Origin of the sequence: Chloracidobacterium sp. (assembly GCA_016716305.1) — a bacterium.
Lineage (GTDB): Bacteria > Acidobacteriota > Blastocatellia > Pyrinomonadales > Pyrinomonadaceae > OLB17.
The window spans coordinates 1,132,930-1,151,920 of record JADJWP010000002.1 but is presented as its reverse complement, the minus strand read 5'-3'; the positions used below and the strand labels follow the sequence as shown (position 1 = coordinate 1,151,920).

19 protein-coding genes are annotated in these 18,991 nt (G+C 51.4%); 5 read left to right on the top strand and 14 right to left on the bottom strand.

Annotated elements, in window-relative coordinates; genetic code table 11:
* Positions 1-61 precede the first annotated feature (61 nt).
* Together IPM28_07140 and IPM28_07135 are read left to right on the top strand one after the other, a co-directional pair.
* Complete coding sequence (locus IPM28_07140; protein ID MBK9172769.1) at positions 62-1,123, top strand: hypothetical protein; 1,062 nt, start codon at positions 62-64, stop codon at positions 1,121-1,123.
* A gap of 33 nt (positions 1,124-1,156) precedes the next feature.
* Positions 1,157-1,459, top strand: a complete 303-nt coding sequence (locus tag IPM28_07135; protein MBK9172768.1) for a Smr/MutS family protein — start codon at positions 1,157-1,159, stop codon at positions 1,457-1,459.
* Here IPM28_07135 and IPM28_07130 read toward each other — a convergent pair.
* Positions 1,456-1,716: a hypothetical protein gene (locus IPM28_07130; GenBank protein ID MBK9172767.1), complete on the bottom strand. Its 261-nt coding sequence runs from the start codon at positions 1,714-1,716 to the stop codon at positions 1,456-1,458. The genes IPM28_07135 and IPM28_07130 overlap by 4 nt on opposite strands.
* Positions 1,717-2,011: 295 nt before the next feature.
* Here IPM28_07130 and IPM28_07125 point away from each other — a divergent pair, with 295 nt between their 5' ends.
* Positions 2,012-2,446 (top strand): hypothetical protein, encoded by a 435-nt coding sequence (locus tag IPM28_07125; protein MBK9172766.1) that lies wholly within the window; start codon positions 2,012-2,014, stop codon positions 2,444-2,446.
* Positions 2,447-2,492: 46 nt separating this feature from the next.
* On the opposite strand, the gene IPM28_07120 is transcribed toward IPM28_07125, so the two are convergent.
* The 4 genes from IPM28_07120 to IPM28_07105 form a co-directional block, all read right to left on the bottom strand.
* Positions 2,493-3,134, bottom strand: coding sequence for a carboxypeptidase regulatory-like domain-containing protein (locus IPM28_07120; GenBank protein MBK9172765.1), 642 nt, complete (start codon positions 3,132-3,134; stop codon positions 2,493-2,495).
* Entirely contained in the window at positions 3,127-4,113 is a 987-nt protein-coding gene (locus IPM28_07115) for a GDP-mannose 4,6-dehydratase (protein ID MBK9172764.1), read from the bottom strand. Before IPM28_07115 ends, IPM28_07120 begins: the two co-directional genes overlap by 8 nt.
* Positions 4,110-5,054, bottom strand: a complete 945-nt coding sequence (locus tag IPM28_07110; protein ID MBK9172763.1) for an SDR family oxidoreductase — start codon at positions 5,052-5,054, stop codon at positions 4,110-4,112. The genes IPM28_07115 and IPM28_07110 overlap by 4 nt, the downstream gene beginning before the upstream one ends.
* A gap of 77 nt (positions 5,055-5,131) precedes the next feature.
* The gene (locus tag IPM28_07105; protein MBK9172762.1) at positions 5,132-7,477 is read right to left on the bottom strand and encodes a S9 family peptidase; all 2,346 of its coding nucleotides are present in this window, start codon (positions 7,475-7,477) and stop codon (positions 5,132-5,134) included.
* Between the two features lie 63 nt (positions 7,478-7,540).
* Here IPM28_07105 and IPM28_07100 point away from each other — a divergent pair, with 63 nt between their 5' ends.
* The gene (locus tag IPM28_07100; protein MBK9172761.1) at positions 7,541-7,762 is read left to right on the top strand and encodes a hypothetical protein; all 222 of its coding nucleotides are present in this window, start codon (positions 7,541-7,543) and stop codon (positions 7,760-7,762) included.
* A gap of 22 nt (positions 7,763-7,784) precedes the next feature.
* On the opposite strand, the gene IPM28_07095 is transcribed toward IPM28_07100, so the two are convergent.
* The 6 genes from IPM28_07095 to IPM28_07070 form a co-directional block, all read right to left on the bottom strand.
* Positions 7,785-9,248, bottom strand: coding sequence for an MATE family efflux transporter (locus IPM28_07095; GenBank protein ID MBK9172760.1), 1,464 nt, complete (start codon positions 9,246-9,248; stop codon positions 7,785-7,787).
* A gap of 165 nt (positions 9,249-9,413) precedes the next feature.
* Positions 9,414-9,791, bottom strand: a complete 378-nt coding sequence (locus tag IPM28_07090) for a DoxX family protein (protein MBK9172759.1) — start codon at positions 9,789-9,791, stop codon at positions 9,414-9,416.
* A 272-nt stretch (positions 9,792-10,063) separates the two neighbouring features.
* On the bottom strand, positions 10,064-11,335 hold the full coding sequence (locus IPM28_07085; GenBank protein ID MBK9172758.1) for a DUF2779 domain-containing protein: 1,272 nt from the start codon (positions 11,333-11,335) through the stop codon (positions 10,064-10,066).
* Between the two features lie 486 nt (positions 11,336-11,821).
* Positions 11,822-12,058: an SRPBCC domain-containing protein gene (locus tag IPM28_07080; GenBank protein ID MBK9172757.1), complete on the bottom strand. Its 237-nt coding sequence runs from the start codon at positions 12,056-12,058 to the stop codon at positions 11,822-11,824.
* Positions 12,059-12,060: 2 nt separating this feature from the next.
* The gene (locus tag IPM28_07075; GenBank protein ID MBK9172756.1) at positions 12,061-12,204 is read right to left on the bottom strand and encodes a hypothetical protein; all 144 of its coding nucleotides are present in this window, start codon (positions 12,202-12,204) and stop codon (positions 12,061-12,063) included.
* Entirely contained in the window at positions 12,204-12,578 is a 375-nt protein-coding gene (locus IPM28_07070) for a winged helix-turn-helix transcriptional regulator (GenBank protein MBK9172755.1), read from the bottom strand. Before IPM28_07070 ends, IPM28_07075 begins: the two co-directional genes overlap by 1 nt.
* A gap of 446 nt (positions 12,579-13,024) precedes the next feature.
* Here IPM28_07070 and IPM28_07065 point away from each other — a divergent pair, with 446 nt between their 5' ends.
* Entirely contained in the window at positions 13,025-15,844 is a 2,820-nt protein-coding gene (locus IPM28_07065) for a carboxypeptidase regulatory-like domain-containing protein (protein MBK9172754.1), read from the top strand.
* A gap of 3 nt (positions 15,845-15,847) precedes the next feature.
* Here the strand turns inward: IPM28_07065 and typA are convergent, their stop codons facing one another.
* The 3 genes from typA to IPM28_07050 all read right to left on the bottom strand — a co-directional run bounded on the left by typA (position 15,848) and on the right by IPM28_07050 (position 18,961).
* Positions 15,848-17,659: a translational GTPase TypA gene (gene typA, locus IPM28_07060; protein MBK9172753.1), complete on the bottom strand. Its 1,812-nt coding sequence runs from the start codon at positions 17,657-17,659 to the stop codon at positions 15,848-15,850.
* A 173-nt stretch (positions 17,660-17,832) separates the two neighbouring features.
* The gene (locus IPM28_07055; GenBank protein ID MBK9172752.1) at positions 17,833-18,384 is read right to left on the bottom strand and encodes a BON domain-containing protein; all 552 of its coding nucleotides are present in this window, start codon (positions 18,382-18,384) and stop codon (positions 17,833-17,835) included.
* A gap of 88 nt (positions 18,385-18,472) precedes the next feature.
* Positions 18,473-18,961, bottom strand: a complete 489-nt coding sequence (locus IPM28_07050) for a tRNA (cytidine(34)-2'-O)-methyltransferase (GenBank protein ID MBK9172751.1) — start codon at positions 18,959-18,961, stop codon at positions 18,473-18,475.
* Positions 18,962-18,991: the final 30 nt, after the last annotated feature.

Sequence of the window (18,991 nt, the reverse complement as noted above, 5' to 3'; positions counted from 1 at the left end):
AATATTATTCGTTGCCGTCTCGTTAGTCACTCAGACGGGTTGCAGTCTATTGGATTCAACGGTGAGCGGACTCTCGAATGTGGTCGGACTTTCTGATACTGCGATCGTCATTGCAAAGACCGCACAGATACGAACGTCTTATGCGGTTGTTGCGGCGGACCTGCTTGAAGTGAAACGCGGGGATCGGCTTGACGTGATCGATCAGATGGAGTTCGAGAAGGTGCTTTGGTATCGCGTGCGGGCGCGAGACGAGGAAAACACTGAGGGCTGGATCGAAGCTCAGAACGTTATCACCAACGAAACGCTCGAGAGATCTCAGAAGCTCGCCGAGCAATTCAAGGAGCAGCCGCCTCAGGCCGCCGGAAAGCTTCGTGCGGCCTCGAATCTGCGTTTAGCTGCCGAGATGAGTCCGGAGAACGTTTTGTTTCGATTGGCGAACGGATCGACCTTTGAGATCATGGATTGGAATTTTGTTCCGAAACAGGAGGTCGCCGATATCGACGACGCTGCCAAAGGTGAGAAGAAGTCGGCCGCAAAAGACAAGGATGAGGAGATCGAAGCCGCACGGATCGCTGGTGAACCCGAGAAGTTGGATGAAAAGTACGATATTTGGTACCTCGTGAGGCTCGATCCATCGGTTTCACCGGCGCCGGCAGGGTGGCTGTTTGGCCGCCAGGTCGAGCTGAGTGTTCCTAGCGATATAGTCTTCTTTCAACAAAACAATCGCAAGTTTGTCACTTGGCAGCGGTTGGATACTGAATCTGCGGCTAAGACAGTTTCAACGGACCGCTCGGCAACTCCCGGAAACTGGGTGATCCTGACCCGGACAAATATTTCAAAACCGATCGATGGGGTCGAGCCTGATTTCGACGGGATACTTGTTCTTGCTTTTGATAAGTACGATCAATCTTTTTACACGGCATGGCGAACCCAGGGCGAAGTGTGGGGTACGCTGCCGCTCCGCGTGGACGGGCAGGGTGACAATAAGGCCTTTACAATTCAGCTTCGGCATCCTGAAGGCCGAATGGACGAAAAGCGCTTCGTAGTATTCAGGGACCGCAACCGTATGCGTGTGACGCCGCCTGAAGATGTAGCGCAATACCAGCAGCCCGCCAAGAAATAAGGGGAACTGTTGGCGAACCTATAATGTCGCGTGATGGTTGAAGATCCCGCAGAAAACCCATTTCCCGAAACCGTCGATATCGAGATCACAGATTCGATCGATCTGCATTCTTTCCATCCGAGCGAAGTGAAGATGGCTACTTCGGCATATCTTGAAGAAGCGCGGAAAAGAGGCTTCTCCATCGTGCGGATAATTCACGGTAAAGGTGTCGGAGTTCAGCGCGAGATCGTGAGGTCGGTTTTGCGAGATACAAAGTTTGTAAGAAGTTTCAGATCCGGGGATGAATTTTCCGGCGGTTGGGGCGCTACGATCGTCAAACTCGAGGTCGCAGACTAACGGTCATCGATGACGTCGGCCCACTGCTCCTCATCGTTCTGGTCTCGATAATGCAGTTCCAGCACAATGTTCAGCTCTTCGATCCTCGATTCAGCCTGCTCGAGCCTCAACGTGAGGCTTTTGCATCTGCGTTCGAGGTGTCTTAAGCGTTTCTTTCGGTCTTTATCCAACCGGTCGAGATAGAACATGTAGGCCATTTGCAGACCAGCAACACCCGTCAAAACAAGCGAAAGTCCTATCAATACGTAGTAGAGCATTTCAGATAATCGAAGACTTGGTGACTACAGTAAGAACGATCCCAAAAGCAGACGCCGGATAATGGCGGTACCGATCGTCGAAATTCTGTTTAATGAAATTATAACCTTGACCGGATTCGGATTAAAAGCAAATATTTAGGTGTGTCTATATTTTGGGCTGCTTTCTGAACGGGGAGCGTTGAATTGGGATGCGGGATCGCCCGTTCCGAAGATCGAATTCCGGAACGAAACAAATTATCCAAGCCGTTTGTTACGTGGAAAGGTACGCCCATTGGAATTCTAAACAAACATCGAAATGCAAACCGCAAATCTAAAGCTAATTTACACGTTATTGTGCGACGACGTTCGAATCGAGATGGGAAACAAGATCTCGCTAATGGGTATCTTTCAAAACATCATGGTCGAGAAACTGCCGGTGTCCCTGATCAAGTTTGCTGTGATCAACCATTGGACCGGCACTGGAAATCATCAGACCGAGGTTCGGATCCTTTCGCCGGACCGATCAAATCTTGTCGTAACGTCGCAGCCGACCGCGATCGAACTCGCACCCGGCGGATTTACTGATAATGTCAGCTTTTTTGTGAACGTCGTGTTTCCGAGCGCGGGAACTTATTGGATCCAGACGATCGCAGACACTGTTGTGCTTGAGGAGATGCCGCTGATCGTTACGGATGCAGGCAATATGAATGCCGCACATGCACCTGACGAGATCTCAGAGACAATTAATTGACGTCGTGAATTGTAAGCGACAAGGAATGCCGGTTTTGCCGGCATTTTTATTTCTCAGTACGAGGCAGATCCAGAGTTATGGCTGTTCGGTAGATCGCGGGATTGTCGACCTCGACGTCTTTCGATCCGGAAACCCCTTTAAAGCTAGCTGTGACGCGATACTTTGCGACGCCTTCGGGGCGTCTGAAGGAAAAATCTCCGCTGATGTTCGTGTAGACCGTTCCGATCAATTTCGTCGAACCATCAGCATTGATCTGACGCAACTCGACCTTCGCTCCGGTGACACTTGTCCCTTCGCGGTAGAAAACGCTGCCGCGAACTATGACCTGCGTTCCCTGATCGGGCATTAGGATCAAACGGCTCCCGAGGTCGCGCGTGCTGTTTTTAACTTCAACCCCATACATGACCCCGGGAGCATAACCTGAGGCGTCAAAAAGCACACTGTAGGTCGCTGATGACAGCCCCGTCATAACAAATTCGCCCTTTTCGTCGGCCTTTACCGTCTTGATGTCTTTTCCATCCAGCCGAGCGGTTACTGAAGCATTTGGGATGCCAGAACCTCTATTGTTCCGCACTTTGCCCTTTATTCCGCCCTGAGCAAATGCAGCCTGAGCAAATGCCGCGAAAACCACCAGCACACCTCCCACAACGATCAGGCTACGAATTCTTAAGTGAAACAATTTAGCCATTTGAATTTGCGGTCCCGACCTCATTGCGATATTCCGCTGCAACATCATTGATGATGTCAGTAAGCGTCCGGGTTGGCTGGTAACCGATCAAACGCTTGGCTTTCTCAAGGCTTGGTACGCGTCGACGCATGTCCTCAAAACCGTCTCCATATGCCTCGTCATAGCTCAAGTACCGGATCTCGCTTCGGCTGCCAGTCAATTCGATCGCCCTTTCGGCAAGAGCCTTGATCGAGACTTCTTCTTCGTTACCGAGATTAACGACCTGGCCAAAACACTCAGGTATATCAAGCATCTTTGCGAGCCCTTCAACGACATCGCCGACGTGTCCGAAGCATCTCGATTGCGTACCGTCACCGTGTACCGTTATCGGTTCGTTTTTTATTGCGGCTTGAACAAATCGCGGCACCACCATTCCGTATTGACCGGTTTGCCGAGGGCCAACTGTGTTGAAAAGACGGACGACAGCGACCGGCAGCCGCGATTCCTTCCAATGTGCGAGGGCGAGAAATTCGTCGAGCGTCTTCGCACACGCATATGCCCAACGATGCTTATCGGTCGCTCCCGTCAGAAGGTCGTCTTCCTCACGAAACGGCACCGAAGCACCTTTTCCATAAACCTCAGACGTGCTCGGGATCAGGACACGCTTTCGATACCGTGAACAGAACTTCAGGATGACGTCCGTGCCGTGAAAGATCGTTTCGATCGTTTTCACAGGCTGCTCCATGATAAGGCGGACACCGACCGCACTTGCCATGTGGTAGACCCGATCGGTCTCCCTAATAAGGTCTTCCATCAAGCTCTGATTGAGGACGGTATCGATGATCAAACGAAAACGATCGGCGCCTTCGAGATGGGCGATGTTAGTGTAGCGACCGGTTGAGAGATCATCGATCACCGTGATCTCATGCCCCTGGGCGATCAGTTTGTCTGCAAGATGGCTGCCGACGAATCCGGCTCCGCCGGTAATTAAAATCTTCATTTCAGGTTCTTTATCGTATTTGAAAAGTACTCCACGGTCTTTTTCAGACCTTCAGCTAGGGGGACTTTTGGTTCCCAATCGAGAAGTCTGTTTGCACGCTCTATGTTGGGACGCCGTTGTTTTGGATCGTCTTTCGGCAACGGGAAGTACGCGATCGAGATCTGCATTCCGGTGGCGAAGCCGACTTCGGAAGCGAGTTCATTCATCGTGAACTCACCCGGATTTCCGATGTTCACCGGTAGATGTATATCGTCCGCCTCGGCATTCATAAGGCGTATAATGCCGTCGACGAGATCGCTGACATAACAGAACGAACGTGTCTGCGAGCCGTCACCATAGATCGTCAACGGTTCGCCTCGAAGGGCCTGGACGACAAAATTCGAGACCACCCGGCCATCATTCTCAAGCATTCGCTCGCCGTAAGTATTGAAAATGCGAACGATGCGCGTGTCGACCCCGTTTTGACGATGGTAATCCATCATCAGTGTTTCGGCGACGCGTTTGCCTTCATCGTAACAGCTTCTTAGCCCGATCGGATTGACATTCCCGAAATAGTCCTCGGTTTGCGGGTGGATCAATGGATCGCCGTAGACCTCGCTTGTCGACGCCTGAAGTATTCTTGCTCGAACACGTTTGGCCATCCCAAGCATATTTATCGCTCCCATCACACTTGTCTTAACCGTTTTGACCGGATTGTACTGATAATGGACCGGCGACGCCGGGCAGGCAAGATTATAGATCTGGTCTACTTCGAGCAATATCGGTTCGGTAACGTCATGACGGATCAATTCGAAATTACGGTCATCCAGCAGGTGAAGAACATTGCTTTTTCGACCGGTGAAGAAGTTGTCGAGACATACGACCTCATGCCCCTCGTTCAGCAACCGCTCGCACAGATGCGAGCCGATAAAACCGGCACCGCCGGTGACTAAGATGCGCATAATGAAAAACGGATGATCCGGCCTCTAAAATCGAGAGCCATCGCAACATTCTCCATTTTCCGTTCACGAATGTCCATTTACTTAAGATGTTTCTCAAACAACAACAAAATGCGTTCGTATTCATCGGCCCAACTCTCGGGTCGGATAAAGCCGTGATTTTCCGACGGATAGAACATCACGTCGAAATACTGTGTTTTGTTTAGCCGAATTAGCTTTTCGATCAGCTGAACTGAATCCTGAACGTGGACGTTGTCATCGGCCATTCCGTGCAGGATCAAAAGCGGGCGTTCGAGTTTGTCCGCATAAGATATCGGCGAGCTGCGCTTGTATGCTTCGGGATTTTTCTCAGGAAAACCAAGTCGTTGGGCCGTGTAGAATGGATTGGCAGCGTAATAGTTCTTCCAATCGAAAACAGGCCTCAACGCCGCTGCCGCCGCAATCCGTTCAGGAGCCCGCATAGCCAGCATTCCTGCCATAAAGCCGCCGTAGCTGCCCCCGTAAACACCAATTTTGCTTTGGTTGACGCCGTAGTTGGCGACCATGTGATCGATCGAATCGATGTGATCGTCAAAATCCTTGCCGCCGAGGAAATCATAAACGTCGGTTCGCCAATCGCGTCCGTAACCGGCCGATCCGCGAAAATCAATGTCCAAAACAACGTAGCCTTTCTTAGCAAGCATATCGTTGAACATGAACTCGCGATAATAGTTGTTCCAGCCGTTGATAACGTTCTGCAAGTAACCCGCACCGTGAACAAATATCGCCATTGGGTATTTCTTCTTGGGGTCATGGCCGGGCGGTAGATATATCTTTGCCGGGATCTTCTTGCCATCCTTTGAGTTTATTTCGATGAATTTTGGTTCTGTCCATCTTCTGTTTCCGAAATCTTTCGGAGTGGTTTGAGTAACAAAGTCCGGAATTCGGATCTGGGGACATCCTCCGGTCGAGAGTTGACCAACAGGACAATGGGCCTTCACCCTCATCAACTCGCCGGGTTCGTTCCATCTTGAAGCTTCAAAGATCAAGAATGGTTCGTCATTCTCCGATAATTGTGGCCCGGTTATCATCCTCGGATTGCCACTGTCCCCAAAGAACTCAACCTTTTGCCGGCTTGAGACTTCGAACTGGCTAAAAGTACGAGTGAGATAACCGTTCTCTGTGGACATGTAGATCAGTCGAGCACCATTTATCCACTTTGCCCATTCTACCTGCCAGTTGCCTTTTGTAAGCTGTTCGATCTTTACGTTTGATGTGTAACCAGGCGAGCCTTCGGCGACTCTCGCATTCGGATCTGAAACACTCGCCGCGCCCCGCGTGTCTGCCTCGAGCGTAGCGAGGTAGAGATGGTTGTAGCCGTCGCGTTCGGAGCCGAAGAAAAGCTGAGCCGGGTTCTTTGGGTTTGGCTCGAAGATCGTTGAAAGCGGAGCCTGCCATTTTTCGTCGGTCTCCTCGGTGATTAATATCACCCTTTCGTCTTTACTGCCGACATTGTAAACGTAAAAAAGCTGGCGGCGTTTGGTGTCTTTATCCAATCGGTCAACTATCAACGAGCGATTGTCCGCGGCCCAGACCATACGGCGAAAACTCGAGACGCCCTCGGATCTTGGCAATTTGATCTCAAACGCCGAATCGCGGCTGCCGTCAGTAGGTACAACCAGGACCTTTTGCTCCGTCCAACCGCGGCGAAATGTGTTCGCGACGGCAAATTCGGGCAGGTAATTCGGAACTATCAGCCCGCGCTGTTTCGAGCTATCCGTTACAACATAAGCGAGCATTTTGCCGTCTTTGCTCGGTGTGACCGCCCCGACGCCGATGTTTTGCTGCGGATTCGCCTCTTTCGTGAGTTGAACTACGGTCGCGTCGGCCGTGTTCAGCACGTACACGTTGCCGCCCTGCATATAGAGAATTCGTTCGTTGCTGAGAAAGCGGGCTCCGAACTCGGGAGATTGGGTCTTGGTAAATCGCTTTGGTTTCGCTTCGCCTAGGGTAATGACGTAAACATCGCCCGAATGCGAAAATACCAGTTTCTTCGAATCAGGCGACCATTCGACGCTGCCAAGCTGATTTTCGCGGTCTCGCACGAACTGGTCACGGATCTCTAAGCCATAGTTCAGTTTGTTTTCCGGGCTCGGCGACGGCGTAGGAATAGGAAGGTCGCGAGGGCTCAGTATCTTAACGGGTGGCGAACTTCCGTCTGTCGGCACCAAATAAAGATCGCGCGGCATCTTGCCTTCGGCATTCCATAAGTAAATGACCTTCTTTCCATCCGGCGAAAGCCTTTCGCCTTCGACCCGCTGACCCGCGATCGATGGCTCAGCCATGATCTGGCGCACGGTAAGCGTCTGGCCGCTGACGACCAGATGCACCGAAAAAGAAAGTGCAAGGAGAGCAAAGAGCTTCAAAAAAAAGGTTTCTTTTTTCATGACGAGTCGCACGCAAGTGGAGTCGATAAATAATCGTATATAATCGTCGGATAGGCAACAGAAATGAGTAATACCGCCCGAAAACGACCATCAAAGGACTTTTTGCAGAGTCCGAATGACGATCCGCGATCGCCGAACACGGGTCACGGCGATGATAAGCCACAATATGCCGAACAGTTTAGCGGTTCATACTATTACGACGATGCCCACGGCTATAGAGAATACGACCCCGATTCTGATGAGGATATTGACGAAGAATCGGACAGTGATAATCAGGGAAAATAAGCTGCAGGTACATTAGCATTGATCACCTGTTCGGGCTGACCGTTATATCTACCACGATGTTTCGCCATCGGCCTTGCCTGAATCGGGTGAAGCTAAGAATGAACCGCGTAAAATGCCCCGCGAGGATCGCCAGCCAAATGTGTATAGGCTCGAGGCCGATGGTTTGCTTGATCACAAAGCAAATACTAAGTGGGAGCACCAATTGTGAAATTATCGATATATAGAGTGGGCTCTTGGTGTCGCCGGTCCCTTGTAATCCACCGGTATAGGTGAGCGCCATCGCAATAAAAATGCCGGAGATGCTCAATACGCGAAGTAATTGCGTCCCGATCTCAAGAACCGCCGGTTCGCTCATACCAAACAATCCAAGCAGCAGTCGGGGAAAGAAGAAAAACAGCAGGCCCAAAAACGTTGCTCCGACAAGGCCGAATTTTGCCGCTGTATGTACAGCTGCGTTCGCCCGGTCGGGATTGTCGGCACCCAGGTTCTGCCCGGCGACAGCCGCCGCCGCACCCATTAACCCAACAGATGTCCATGTAACCAAGGAAAACAATTGCGTGTACGCAACGGCAAACGCTGCCTGAGACGCTGCACTCTGCGCAAGCGAACCGATAAAATAAAGCATCAGAACACCGCCGATATTCATTGCTATGCCCTGAAAGCCTGTCGGAAGTCCGAATTTGAAGAGCGATCGGATAACATTCCAATTTGGCCCCCAACCATTACCGCGGGGAAATCCGACGACCCATCCGCCGCTCCATAGCTTAAAGATCGCGTATAGCCCGACTATGCCGGTGGCAATGCTTGTCCCAATCGCCGATCCGGCGGTACCGAATGCTGGTATCGGTCCGAAGCCACTTATGAATACGATATTCAGCACTAGGTTGAGTACCGTCATAACGATACCGAGGATCATCGGTGTCTTGGCATCCCCTGCAGAACGGAGTGCTCCGCTCGTCATGAAATAGATCAAAAGCCCAAAGCTGAATACGAATGTGATCCGAAGGAACGGAAGCGCCTCTGCTTTGACACCGGCGTCCGGGCTAACAAAATCAAGCAGATACGGCGCGGCAAAGTAACCGACCGGGGCCATGATACCGACTGCTATGAATGCGGCTGTCAGAAATGCCTGATAGACGGTGTTGTTAACTTTCTCGACATCATGCGCGCCGGCAAACCGTGCAACTAAAACGCTCATTCCCGTAAACAACGACGAAATGAAAACGATCACGACCAGAAATATCTGAAAACTGATCCCAATGGCGGCGTTTGCTTTGTATCCGACAAGATTACCGACCAAAACGTGATCGATTATTCCCTGCATCCCGGCGATGACATTGGTTAACATCGTCGGCCAGGCGATCTTCCATACTGCGCGGCTAAGCGGCCCCTCGACTATTGAGCGATCATATCGCGATTTCTTGGGCGTGGATTCGGCTACGAACTTCTCTGTGAATTCGTTTTCTACGCTGGTTTCTTCTGTCATTGGATCTTGACCGAGCGGCGGCAAGACATAAGTATAGCTAACCGCAGGCAATCGTCCTATACCCGAAACAGAGCCGTAAGATCCTAAAAGACGATTCGCGCTTTATCTAAGGGCGAACTACGAAGGCAGCTTTTACAAACTTCTGATCCAAATTTAACCCCGATCTTAGCTCACAGATAACACACCTTCGAAGTTCTTTCGATAGTAATAAGCGACGAACGACATCGCGGCCACCAAAAAGATGGCGATCGGAAGGCCAGTACGATCAAGGAACAAGTGGACGAAGAAAATATTTACGACGATCGGTGCAAGGATGACCAATGCCAACGGCACGAAACGGCCGACCAACAGCGCTATGGCACAAACGAGCTCGGTGATCTTCAAGAGCATAAAAAAATAGCCCGAAGCGGCAAGTCCCTCGTTAAACGTCTTCATCGGACCGGTTAACTCGGGCTGTGGGAAAAGTCCAAAGAGAAACGTTATTGAAGCAAACAGAAAAAGCAGTCCCATAAGGGTTCGGACAATTATCATCGCTATCTTCATATATTCTTATCTCCTTTTGGTTTCAATATGGTTGTCTCGGCCGCCGCGAAATTCGATCTCGCCAAGCTCACACGAAATGCGATCAAACCATGCCGCGATGCGCAGAGATCTGTCGGCTTCGGATAGACCACGGCGTGAACTGGTGCTCCAACAACGATAGTTGGTATGCATTCACATGACAGACCTTCCATTCTTCGCGACTTTCATCCATTGAATTAAAGTTCGAAAGTAGATTTAGCCGATCGATTTGTCAAAAGGCCGAACCATGGACCTTAGAGCGATACGATCTCGTTAAAGATCTCGACCATTGCAAGCGTATCCAAATGACAATAGGCCTCCAGGTCTTGAAAGATCTTTTGTCGTTCGCTTTCTCCGATCGAATTCCATGTTCGGGTTCGATACCAATTGATCGAAGCGGTCATACCGTCGCCGATACCGAGTTCGGCATACGACAATTGCGGTCGGAGCACAGGAAGGACTTTCTTGATCGAAGTTCGTCCTTTGAATCCTGGGTGTATGTATAGATGGTCAGAAAAGATCTTCATCAGGTCGTACATCCTGGAATTGACCTCGTTGAAGAACGAAGAAAATTCCGGATACATCGCGGCCATCTCGGAATTGCGCCCTTTTTCAAACTGTTCGTACCAGACAAAAACGGTCCCGATACCGCCCGACATAGCGCGAACAAGGCTTTCCGCCATCGCTCGAGCCGGAGTCTCTTCGTCACGAGAGAGAAAAGATACATGCCTGGGTCTGCCGCCCGGGGCATCGATCGTGTGAAGCGAGTATTGGAAGCACATGTGTTGAAATGGCTTTATGTCATCGAACGGCGGGATGGCGTAGGAAAACGTCTCGTAATCGAGAAAGTGCAGCGGGTACTGCCAGGATTCGACACGTTTCGCGATCTCTTCGCGGTCGATCACGACCTCACCAGAACGAGCTGCCTCGACCTGACGACGCTGTTTGTCTGACAGTGGAAAATCGGTCGGGACATCCGCAATATCAACGATACCATCCGCAAGCAATTGTCGTCGTTTGCCATTGTTCAATCGTGCGATATCAAAGACCGTGTATTCCGGCAGATTCGGGAAGTGATGGCGAACGAACTCGCAGTCCAACTTTTTCGCATCACAATAATCCGTTAGCGACGGCTTCGGGACGGTATCGAGAAAACCTAGTGCTTCCGCAGCCTTTTGCTCTGTCAAAGCCATCAAACTGTCGACCCGCTCGGTCACATCAGTGATCATAAAGAGCTGTTCGATGTCGATCGCACCGCGTCGGATATATTCACCATTCAGAGTGACCAAGAAGCAGCGGCCAACCGAGGTGCCCGAACTCTTCGCGGCCAACTTTTGAAATGCCAGGTCTTCGATGTGCTCGTCCTTAATGGTTGTCGATGACTTGATCTCATATAGATCGACCGTGCGGCTTGCGGCGTCGATCCGAACGATATCGCTCCGGGCGTAGAAAGCATCGGTCTCAAATACTCGTTCGAATTCGACCGAGGCGTCGGTACTCTCGAAGCGCAAGAGTTGGCGTGCCATTCGTTGAACTTCATAGCCTTGTTGGCGCAAATGTTCAGATTCAACCGTATCGTTAATGTTGAATAACGACGGTTTGTGAGATCGAAGCCAAAACTCACCGGGACATTCCAGATAGCTAATAAAATCTGATTTCGAGAGACGCTTTTGCATAATGCTGACGAGGCGATTGCCGTTTCCCGCAATTTTACTCTCAACCAGAGAATTATTCACTCCGGACACGACCAAGATGTTTCCGCGAATACCGACCGCGATGCCCCGTTTGATTAGCTATTCTTCGCGATACCGAGAGTTGAGCTGAATACTTGACCAACTTTCGTCGCAACGCCGGAATGGAGTCGATTCGATCGCTGACTTAAGCTTTCTGATCGAATGCAGCGGCTTCGGGGTCGGCGATGATCATCTTGTTCATCTTGAACATCGCCTGAGCAACACGACCGGCTTTCACGCGGTTCGCGTCGGCAAATAGCTCGGTTAAGATTGGCGGGATTACCTGCCATGATATACCGAATTTATCTCGCAGCTATCTGCCAACTCTTCGAAAACGGTTGCTCCAAGTATCATATGGCCGCGTTCGGGCAGCCCATCAAATTCAAATGTCCCGATAATGCGCTCCGGGGTGAGCACTTCATGGAAGACGCCGAAGAACGAATATCTTTTTGTATCTCGTTCATGGGTGTACTTATACGAACCGCCGTTGCGGCAGTCCCATGTCTCGATCGTCATCGTCATCCCTTCGGACGCACCCACTTGACGTGTATCGCGGGGTCGACGTCAGCCTCGAAATCCAACTCGCACGGAGCGCCAAATTCTCGAATGATATGAAATTCCTGCTTGTACGGTTCAGCAACTATTTTGGTCGTGTTCGCCACTATCTTGTCTCCTTATCAAAGATGTCGCCAAAGCCAGGTTCATTCGCCTGTATTCTTTTTAGATGAACATCCAGAATTTGATAGCTTTGTTCCCAATATCGCCGGTAACGCTCGACCCAGTCCGCCACATCTTTTAGCGGAGTTGCCTCGAGATAACAGGGGCGCCATTGGGCTTTGCGTCCGCGTCTGATGAGCCGAGCCTTTTCGAGAACCTTGAGGTGTTTGGTAACGGCCGGCATCGACATCTTCATCGGCTTTGCAAGTTCAGTCACGGTCGCCTCGCCCGAAGCGAGGCGCGCAAGTATCGCGCGCCGGGTCGGGTCCGCAAGTGCGGAAAACGTGGAGCTGAGCGGGTCGTCAAATTTTGGTTGCATGGTTTCGGTAAGTTTAGGCAGGTGCGGCCAAATGACCATTTCTGCGGCCATCTCGGCCATTCGCTGTATATTTCTTGTCGGTACCGGGTTTTCAGCATCACGACATCGACAAAGACCATTTGGTCATGTGCGAACGAATTTCATCGGCAGAGTGAGTTAAAGACTCAAGTATGCCGAGCGACTTTCTCGGTTCAATCCCAGAGCTTCCAAAGTATATAAAACTGATCGGTTAATTAACCGATCAGTAAAATATCTTAGACGGTGCATAGTGTCAAGAAGGCATTCGGTAGGACAGAACACGCATTTAGCACGTTCACGGACCTTTCTTTGCTTAATGCCTCAAAGCCATCAGATAACAAAAATCCACAAATAATTCAGAAAATATTGAAGACTTTCGAATCAAAGGCCAGCGACAATCGTCAAAATGACCTGTGGGGGCGATACCGATGAAAAAGAGCATCTCGATGTCAGTGTTGCTAGGAGTCTTGGCGATCAGTTTTATGTACGGTCAACTCGCAGACGATCTGAGTCTGATGCCATCGCCTCAAGCCGCCGGTGACCTTGACCCCACCTTCAATGGAACGGGTACTGTCAGAGTAGGCTTCGGCATTGGTAACGATCAATTGAACGGTGTCGCCATTCAACCGGACGGCAAATCAGTTTCTGTTGGCGTGCATGCTGACGGGTCCGCAATGCTCGAAACGCTGATCACCAGACACAACGAAGATGGCAGTCTTGATGCGACGTTTGGCAATTCGGGAATCGTCAGGCCTGTTTTCCCCAGCTCCACCAGCAATAACATCTTTCACGGCGTGGCAATCCAGGCGGACGGTCGGATCGTTGCTGTTGGCCAGACCGTAGGTGTAGGTACATCGTCCGATTTTGCGGTAGCACGGTACAACTCTGACGGAACGCCGGACACGACATTTGATGGTGACGGACTCGCTGTTACGCCAATTTCCTCCGGCAATTTGATAGACATTGCCCGATCGGTCGCGATACAGCCCGACGGAAAGATCGTCGTTGCGGGAAGGGCGCGAATCAGCGAAGGGCCGTCCAACGATGATTTCGCAGTTGCCCGCTACAACACGGACGGCAGCCTCGACACGGAATTCGACGGCGACGGAAAAGTGATAGTCGCATTTGCCGGCCGGTTTGACGAAGCGTTTTCGGTTGCGATCCAGGACGACGAAAAGATAGTCGCTGCCGGATTTTCAGGTTCTACAGCCGAAGATTTCGCCCTCGCCCGATTCAATCCTAACGGCAGTCTTGACTCTACGTTCGACCTCGACGGACGTGTCACGACATCATTCGGTGCCGGCAGGGATGGTGCTTATTCGGTTGTAATACAGCCCGACGACAAGATCGTCGCGGCGGGTATTGCAACTATGACGAACCTTGATTTTGCGATCGCAAGGTACAACCCGGACGGAAGCCTTGACGCGTCGTTCGACGTCGACGGGTTGGCAACAACCCCAATTTCCGCCAGTTCGGATGAGGGCCGTTCCGTATTGTTACAGGCAGACGGCAAGCTAGTCGTGACAGGTTTTGCATTGGTAGGTAACAACGACTTCGCGATGGCACGCTATAACGCAGACGGCAGCCTCGACACCAGTTTTGATGGCGACGGCAAAGTCACTACGACATTCGGGACCTCTCGCGACGAGGCCCTTGCATCGGCGATGCAGCCTGACGGGAAGATCATCGCCGTTGGCCTGACCTCAACATCAACCGATATAGATTCGGCCCTTGCTCGTTACAATACGAATGGAACTCTTGACACGGCGTTCGATACGGACGGGCGTGTGAGTGTTCAGGCAGGTAACTTCGAGGTTGCACATGGCGATTCGACTATCCAATCAGATGGAAAGATCATTTCAGTCGGCACGCTCTTGTTTTCGGGGAACTTCGATTTTGTCGTGGCCCGTCTTAATCCAAACGGAATGCTCGACAACACTTTTGACGGTGACGGACGGGTACGCACCGCGGTTGGAACCGGAATCGATGAAGCTCGATCGGTCAGCGTTCAGCCTGATGGCAAGATCGTCGTCTCGGGTTCGACCCGCGTTAGTTCGCAAGATAATTTTGCCGTTGTCCGATATAACATCGACGGCACGCTTGATACTTCGTTTGACACCGATGGGAAGGTCACTACGTCGGTTGTCATCGGGAATGACCAGGCGTTTACGTCCGAAATTCAGTCCGATGAAAAGATCGTCGTAGCAGGGCGCGCGGCCAACCCCGGCTTTTTCCACTTTACGGTCGTTCGGTATAATCCGAACGGAACCCTTGATACTACTTTCGATGCCGATGGGATAGTGACCACGTCGGTCGGATCCGGCCATTCCAATATCGTTGACATCGCGATCCAGAAGGACGGCAAGATCATCGCTGCCGGATCTTCATCTAACGGATCGAACGACGATTTCACGGTTGTCAGATACAATGCGAACGGCAGTCTCGATACGACCTTCGATCTTGATGGCATCGCAACAACGCCTGTCTTTTCTGGATCAGACCTTGCCGCATCGGTCGCACTACAGTCCGACGGTAAGATCGTGTTAGCCGGCCAGGCAAACAACGGCACATTCACGGAGATTGCTGTCGTTCGATTTGAGAACGACGGCAGCCTTGACACAAGTTTCGGAGGCGACGGCATCGTGACCACTGCGATCGGCACCGGTCACAGCCAGGCACGTTCCGTTGTCATCCAGTCAGACGATAAGATCCTTGTATCCGGCTGGGGCACATTCGGAAGCAATTCAAATTATATTGTTGTCCGATATAACCCTGACGGAACGCTCGATAGTTCATTCCGATCCGCAAGTTCGGCCGAGATATTCGGAAACGGCGGGATCGCATCGGTCGATCTTCGCAACTCCGATCTCAACCCGGTAATGAACCTTCAATCAGACGAGCAGATAGTCCTTTCCGGAACGTCGAGCGGTCTCATCGGTTTAGCGCGCTTGGAGAACGATATTGCTCCAACATCTGGGAATGCTTCGATAAGCGGACGCATCGTTGACGTTAACGGTAATGGATTGGGACGGGCGCGACTGACGCTGCTGAATGCGCTCCGCGGCACCACCGTCGAAGCTGCGACCAATCCGTTCGGTTACTTTCGATTCGATGAAATGCAGGCTGGCGAGTTTTATGTGTTGACCGCCGGCCATAAGCGGTATGTCTTCGAACCTGAACAGCGGTCATTCGAACTGTTGGGGGATCTGCACGAACTGGATTTCACTGCACACGGCACAAAAAAATGACCTTTACTTCTTAGGCCGCTCATTTGCCTTCAGAACGCGCTTTCTGAGCCTGATCGCTTTGGGCGTCACCTCTATCAATTCGTCGTCCGCAATGAATTCGAGCGCTCGTTCGAGCGACATTTCACGCTGCGGGACGAGACGCATCGCTTCGTCTGCGCTCGTGGTGCGCATATTCGAAAGCTTTTTCTCCTTGATCGGGTTTACATCCAGATCGACCGCTCGGGCGTTTTCTCCGACGATCATGCCTTCGTATACCTTCACTTGAGGTTTGACGAACAAAACACCGCGTTCCTGCAGGTTGTATAAAGCGTACGTGTTCGTCTCGCCCATTCTGTCAGATACAAGCGAGCCGGTCTGGCGCGATTTCATTTCGCCCTGGTGTTTGTCGAACCGCAGGAACAGTGTATTTAACAAGCCAGTCCCTTTTGTTTCCGTGAGAAACTCGCCGCGGAATCCGATCAAACCGCGCGAGGGTACTTCAAATTCCAGCCTGACGCGGCCGCTGCCGTTATTGATCATCTTGGTCATCTGACCCTTGCGGCGGCCCATTGCTTCAGTTACAACGCCGATGAACTCCTCCGGGACATCGATCACGACGAGTTCGATAGGTTCGAGCAATTCACCGGTCTTCTCGTCCCGTTTGGTGATCACTTCCGGTTTCGATACCTGAAGTTCATATCCCTCGCGACGCATCATTTCGATCAGGATCGCGAGCTGCAGTTCACCGCGGCCCGAGACCTTGAACTGTTCCGCCGCTTCAGTCTGCTCGACACGCAGCGCAACGTTGCCAAGCAACTCGCGATCGAGCCGTTCTTTGATTTGACGCGAGGTCACGAATTTACCGTCGATGCCTGAAAATGGCGACGTATTAACGCCAAAGATCATCGCGATGGTCGGCTCGTCGACGTTAATGAGGGGCAGAGGTTTCGGATTTTCTGTTGTGGTGATCGTTTCTCCGATCTCGATATCGTCAAAACCGGCCAGCGCGACGATCTCGCCAGTACCTGCTTCTGCAACCGTCGTTCGTTCGAGGCCTTCGAAAACGAAAAGCTCCTTTACGCGTGTCTTGCCGATGGTGCCGTCACGCTTGGCGACCGCGACTTCCTGGTTCTTGGCTATCTGTCCTGAGAAGATCCGGCCGATCGCAAGGCGCCCAACGAATGGATTGTAGTCAATATTTGCCACAAGCAACTGGAGGGAATCGTCACGAAGCGCGTGCGGTGCGGGTATGGTTTCGATGATCTGGTCGAATAACGGGATCAGGTTTTTGCTTTCGTCTGCGAGGCTCTTTTTGGCAACGCCGTCACGTGAGATCGAATAAAGAACCGGAAACTCGATCTGTTGATCATTGGCCCCGAGATCGATGAACAGGTCGTAGATCTCATCCAAAACCTCTTCAGGACGAGCATCCTGACGGTCGATTTTGTTGACGAGAGCGATACAGGGGAGCTTGAGTTCCAGCGCTTTCCGTAGCACAAATCTTGTCTGCGGCAGACAGCCCTCAGCAGCGTCAACAAGAAGAACAATGCCGTCGACCATTTTCAGAACACGCTCGACCTCGCCGCCGAAATCAGCGTGACCCGGTGTGTCGAGAATGTTAATTTTGTAGTCGCCGTAACGGACTGACGTGTTCTTCGCCATGATCGTGATACCGCGCTCACGCTCGAGGTCCATTGAGTCCATCACTCGGTCAACGACCGTTTCATTGTCACGATGCGTGCCTGATTGAGCCAGCATTGCGTCAACGAGCGTCGTCTTTCCATGGTCAACGTGAGCGATAATGGCGATGTTTCGTATCTTGTCGTTGGGTATCATAGTCGATATTCCGTCCCCTAAAGCAAACAGAAATAATGACGGATTGGTGCGGTAAAGGCAAATGAGTGTGGTCGTGGGCGATCGGCGAATGAGATGTCTAGGCCACAAAAAGCAAAAACCGGCAGGAATCGTACGCCGGCCGGTCTTCGGTAAATTGTGACCATCGTCAATGGCTAGCCCGCACGGTTTTTGTCAACGACAAGGTTATTCGTGACCGAAAAAACACCCGAGACCGTGCTCGCCGCCATTCTCGCGAGATCGCTATCAGTCTGGTTCGCGACGTAACCTTCGAGAGTCACGTGTCCTCGATCTACGACGAGCCTGACCGACGGATTTACGGGCCAAAGGTATCGCGACAATCCGCCCATATTGGCCACCGAACGCAACAGATTGCGACGGATCGATTCATCAAAGCCGCCCGGCGGCAGCACTTCGATATTATTGACTACATTCGAAACACCCTCGATCCGTTTTACCGCACTCGCTGCATCGCTCTTGTTTACACCATTACGAACCTTGCCGGAGAGAGTGACGGTGTCGCCATTGACCGAGTAGGTAATGTAGTCGAACACCTCGTAGTAAGGCAACATATTGATCTTCTTCCGAACTTGCCGATCAATACTGTCACCTGAAACTCCCGATGCGGCGGTTTGCCCGTAGGCACCGCTCAACGAGATAGCAACAACTGCCAAAGTCAACACAAAAAACTTGGTAAATACTCTCATCCTTCAAAACTTCTCCCTTCTACGTTATCGTGTCGTATTCCCGACACGATGTTTAGACGAATTGACGAATTGAAAGGATGTCCGGCATCTAATTTCGAGCGGAAGGCAACTGTTGTGTCGAATTAGTCGTGGAATGCTGGCGTATCGCTTCATACAACACGATCCCGACGCTCGTAGCGAGGTTAAGGCTTCGAACATTCGGGTTTTGCATCGGTATCTTCAGGCATCGATCGTGATTTGCCAAAAGTACGCTGCCAGGAAGACCGCGCGTCTCGGGCCCGAATACAATACAGTCGTTTTCTTCGTAACGAACATCAGTGTATAGCCGGTCTGACTTGGTCGTAAGAAAGAGAAATCTGGACGACCGAAGGGACTTTTGGAGCGATTCAAGATCGATGTGTCTATGGAGTTCGACATGCTGCCAGTAGTCAAGCCCCGCTCGCTTCAGCGTACGGTCGTCCATTCGAAATCCAGGCACTCCGACGATATGAAGTGGTGATCCGGTCGCCGCGCACAAACGCGCTATATTGCCTGTATTTGGCGGTATTTCAGGTTCAAAAAGCGCGACGTGAAGCATGTGAATGAGATTATTGCAATCATATGCGAT

What these genes read in the sequence shown, in the direction of transcription:
- IPM28_07135 (MBK9172768.1), top strand. Translation starts at nt 1,157, where the DNA reads ATGGTTGAAGATCCCGCAGAAAACCCATTTCCCGAAACCGTCGATATC.
- IPM28_07130 (MBK9172767.1), bottom strand. Translation starts at nt 1,716, where the DNA reads ATGCTCTACTACGTATTGATAGGACTTTCGCTTGTTTTGACGGGTGTT.
- IPM28_07125 (MBK9172766.1), top strand. Translation starts at nt 2,012, where the DNA reads ATGCAAACCGCAAATCTAAAGCTAATTTACACGTTATTGTGCGACGAC.
- IPM28_07120 (MBK9172765.1), bottom strand. Translation starts at nt 3,134, where the DNA reads ATGGCTAAATTGTTTCACTTAAGAATTCGTAGCCTGATCGTTGTGGGA.
- IPM28_07115 (MBK9172764.1), bottom strand. Translation starts at nt 4,113, where the DNA reads ATGAAGATTTTAATTACCGGCGGAGCCGGATTCGTCGGCAGCCATCTT.
- IPM28_07110 (MBK9172763.1), bottom strand. Translation starts at nt 5,054, where the DNA reads ATGCGCATCTTAGTCACCGGCGGTGCCGGTTTTATCGGCTCGCATCTG.
- IPM28_07105 (MBK9172762.1), bottom strand. Translation starts at nt 7,477, where the DNA reads ATGAAAAAAGAAACCTTTTTTTTGAAGCTCTTTGCTCTCCTTGCACTT.
- IPM28_07100 (MBK9172761.1), top strand. Translation starts at nt 7,541, where the DNA reads ATGAGTAATACCGCCCGAAAACGACCATCAAAGGACTTTTTGCAGAGT.
- IPM28_07095 (MBK9172760.1), bottom strand. Translation starts at nt 9,248, where the DNA reads ATGACAGAAGAAACCAGCGTAGAAAACGAATTCACAGAGAAGTTCGTA.
- IPM28_07090 (MBK9172759.1), bottom strand. Translation starts at nt 9,791, where the DNA reads ATGAAGATAGCGATGATAATTGTCCGAACCCTTATGGGACTGCTTTTT.
- IPM28_07085 (MBK9172758.1), bottom strand. Translation starts at nt 11,335, where the DNA reads ATGGCACGCCAACTCTTGCGCTTCGAGAGTACCGACGCCTCGGTCGAA.
- IPM28_07080 (MBK9172757.1), bottom strand. Translation starts at nt 12,058, where the DNA reads ATGACGATCGAGACATGGGACTGCCGCAACGGCGGTTCGTATAAGTAC.
- IPM28_07070 (MBK9172755.1), bottom strand. Translation starts at nt 12,578, where the DNA reads ATGCAACCAAAATTTGACGACCCGCTCAGCTCCACGTTTTCCGCACTT.
- IPM28_07065 (MBK9172754.1), top strand. Translation starts at nt 13,025, where the DNA reads ATGAAAAAGAGCATCTCGATGTCAGTGTTGCTAGGAGTCTTGGCGATC.
- typA (MBK9172753.1), bottom strand. Translation starts at nt 17,659, where the DNA reads ATGATACCCAACGACAAGATACGAAACATCGCCATTATCGCTCACGTT.
- IPM28_07055 (MBK9172752.1), bottom strand. Translation starts at nt 18,384, where the DNA reads ATGAGAGTATTTACCAAGTTTTTTGTGTTGACTTTGGCAGTTGTTGCT.
- IPM28_07050 (MBK9172751.1), bottom strand. Translation starts at nt 18,961, where the DNA reads ATGCTTCACGTCGCGCTTTTTGAACCTGAAATACCGCCAAATACAGGC.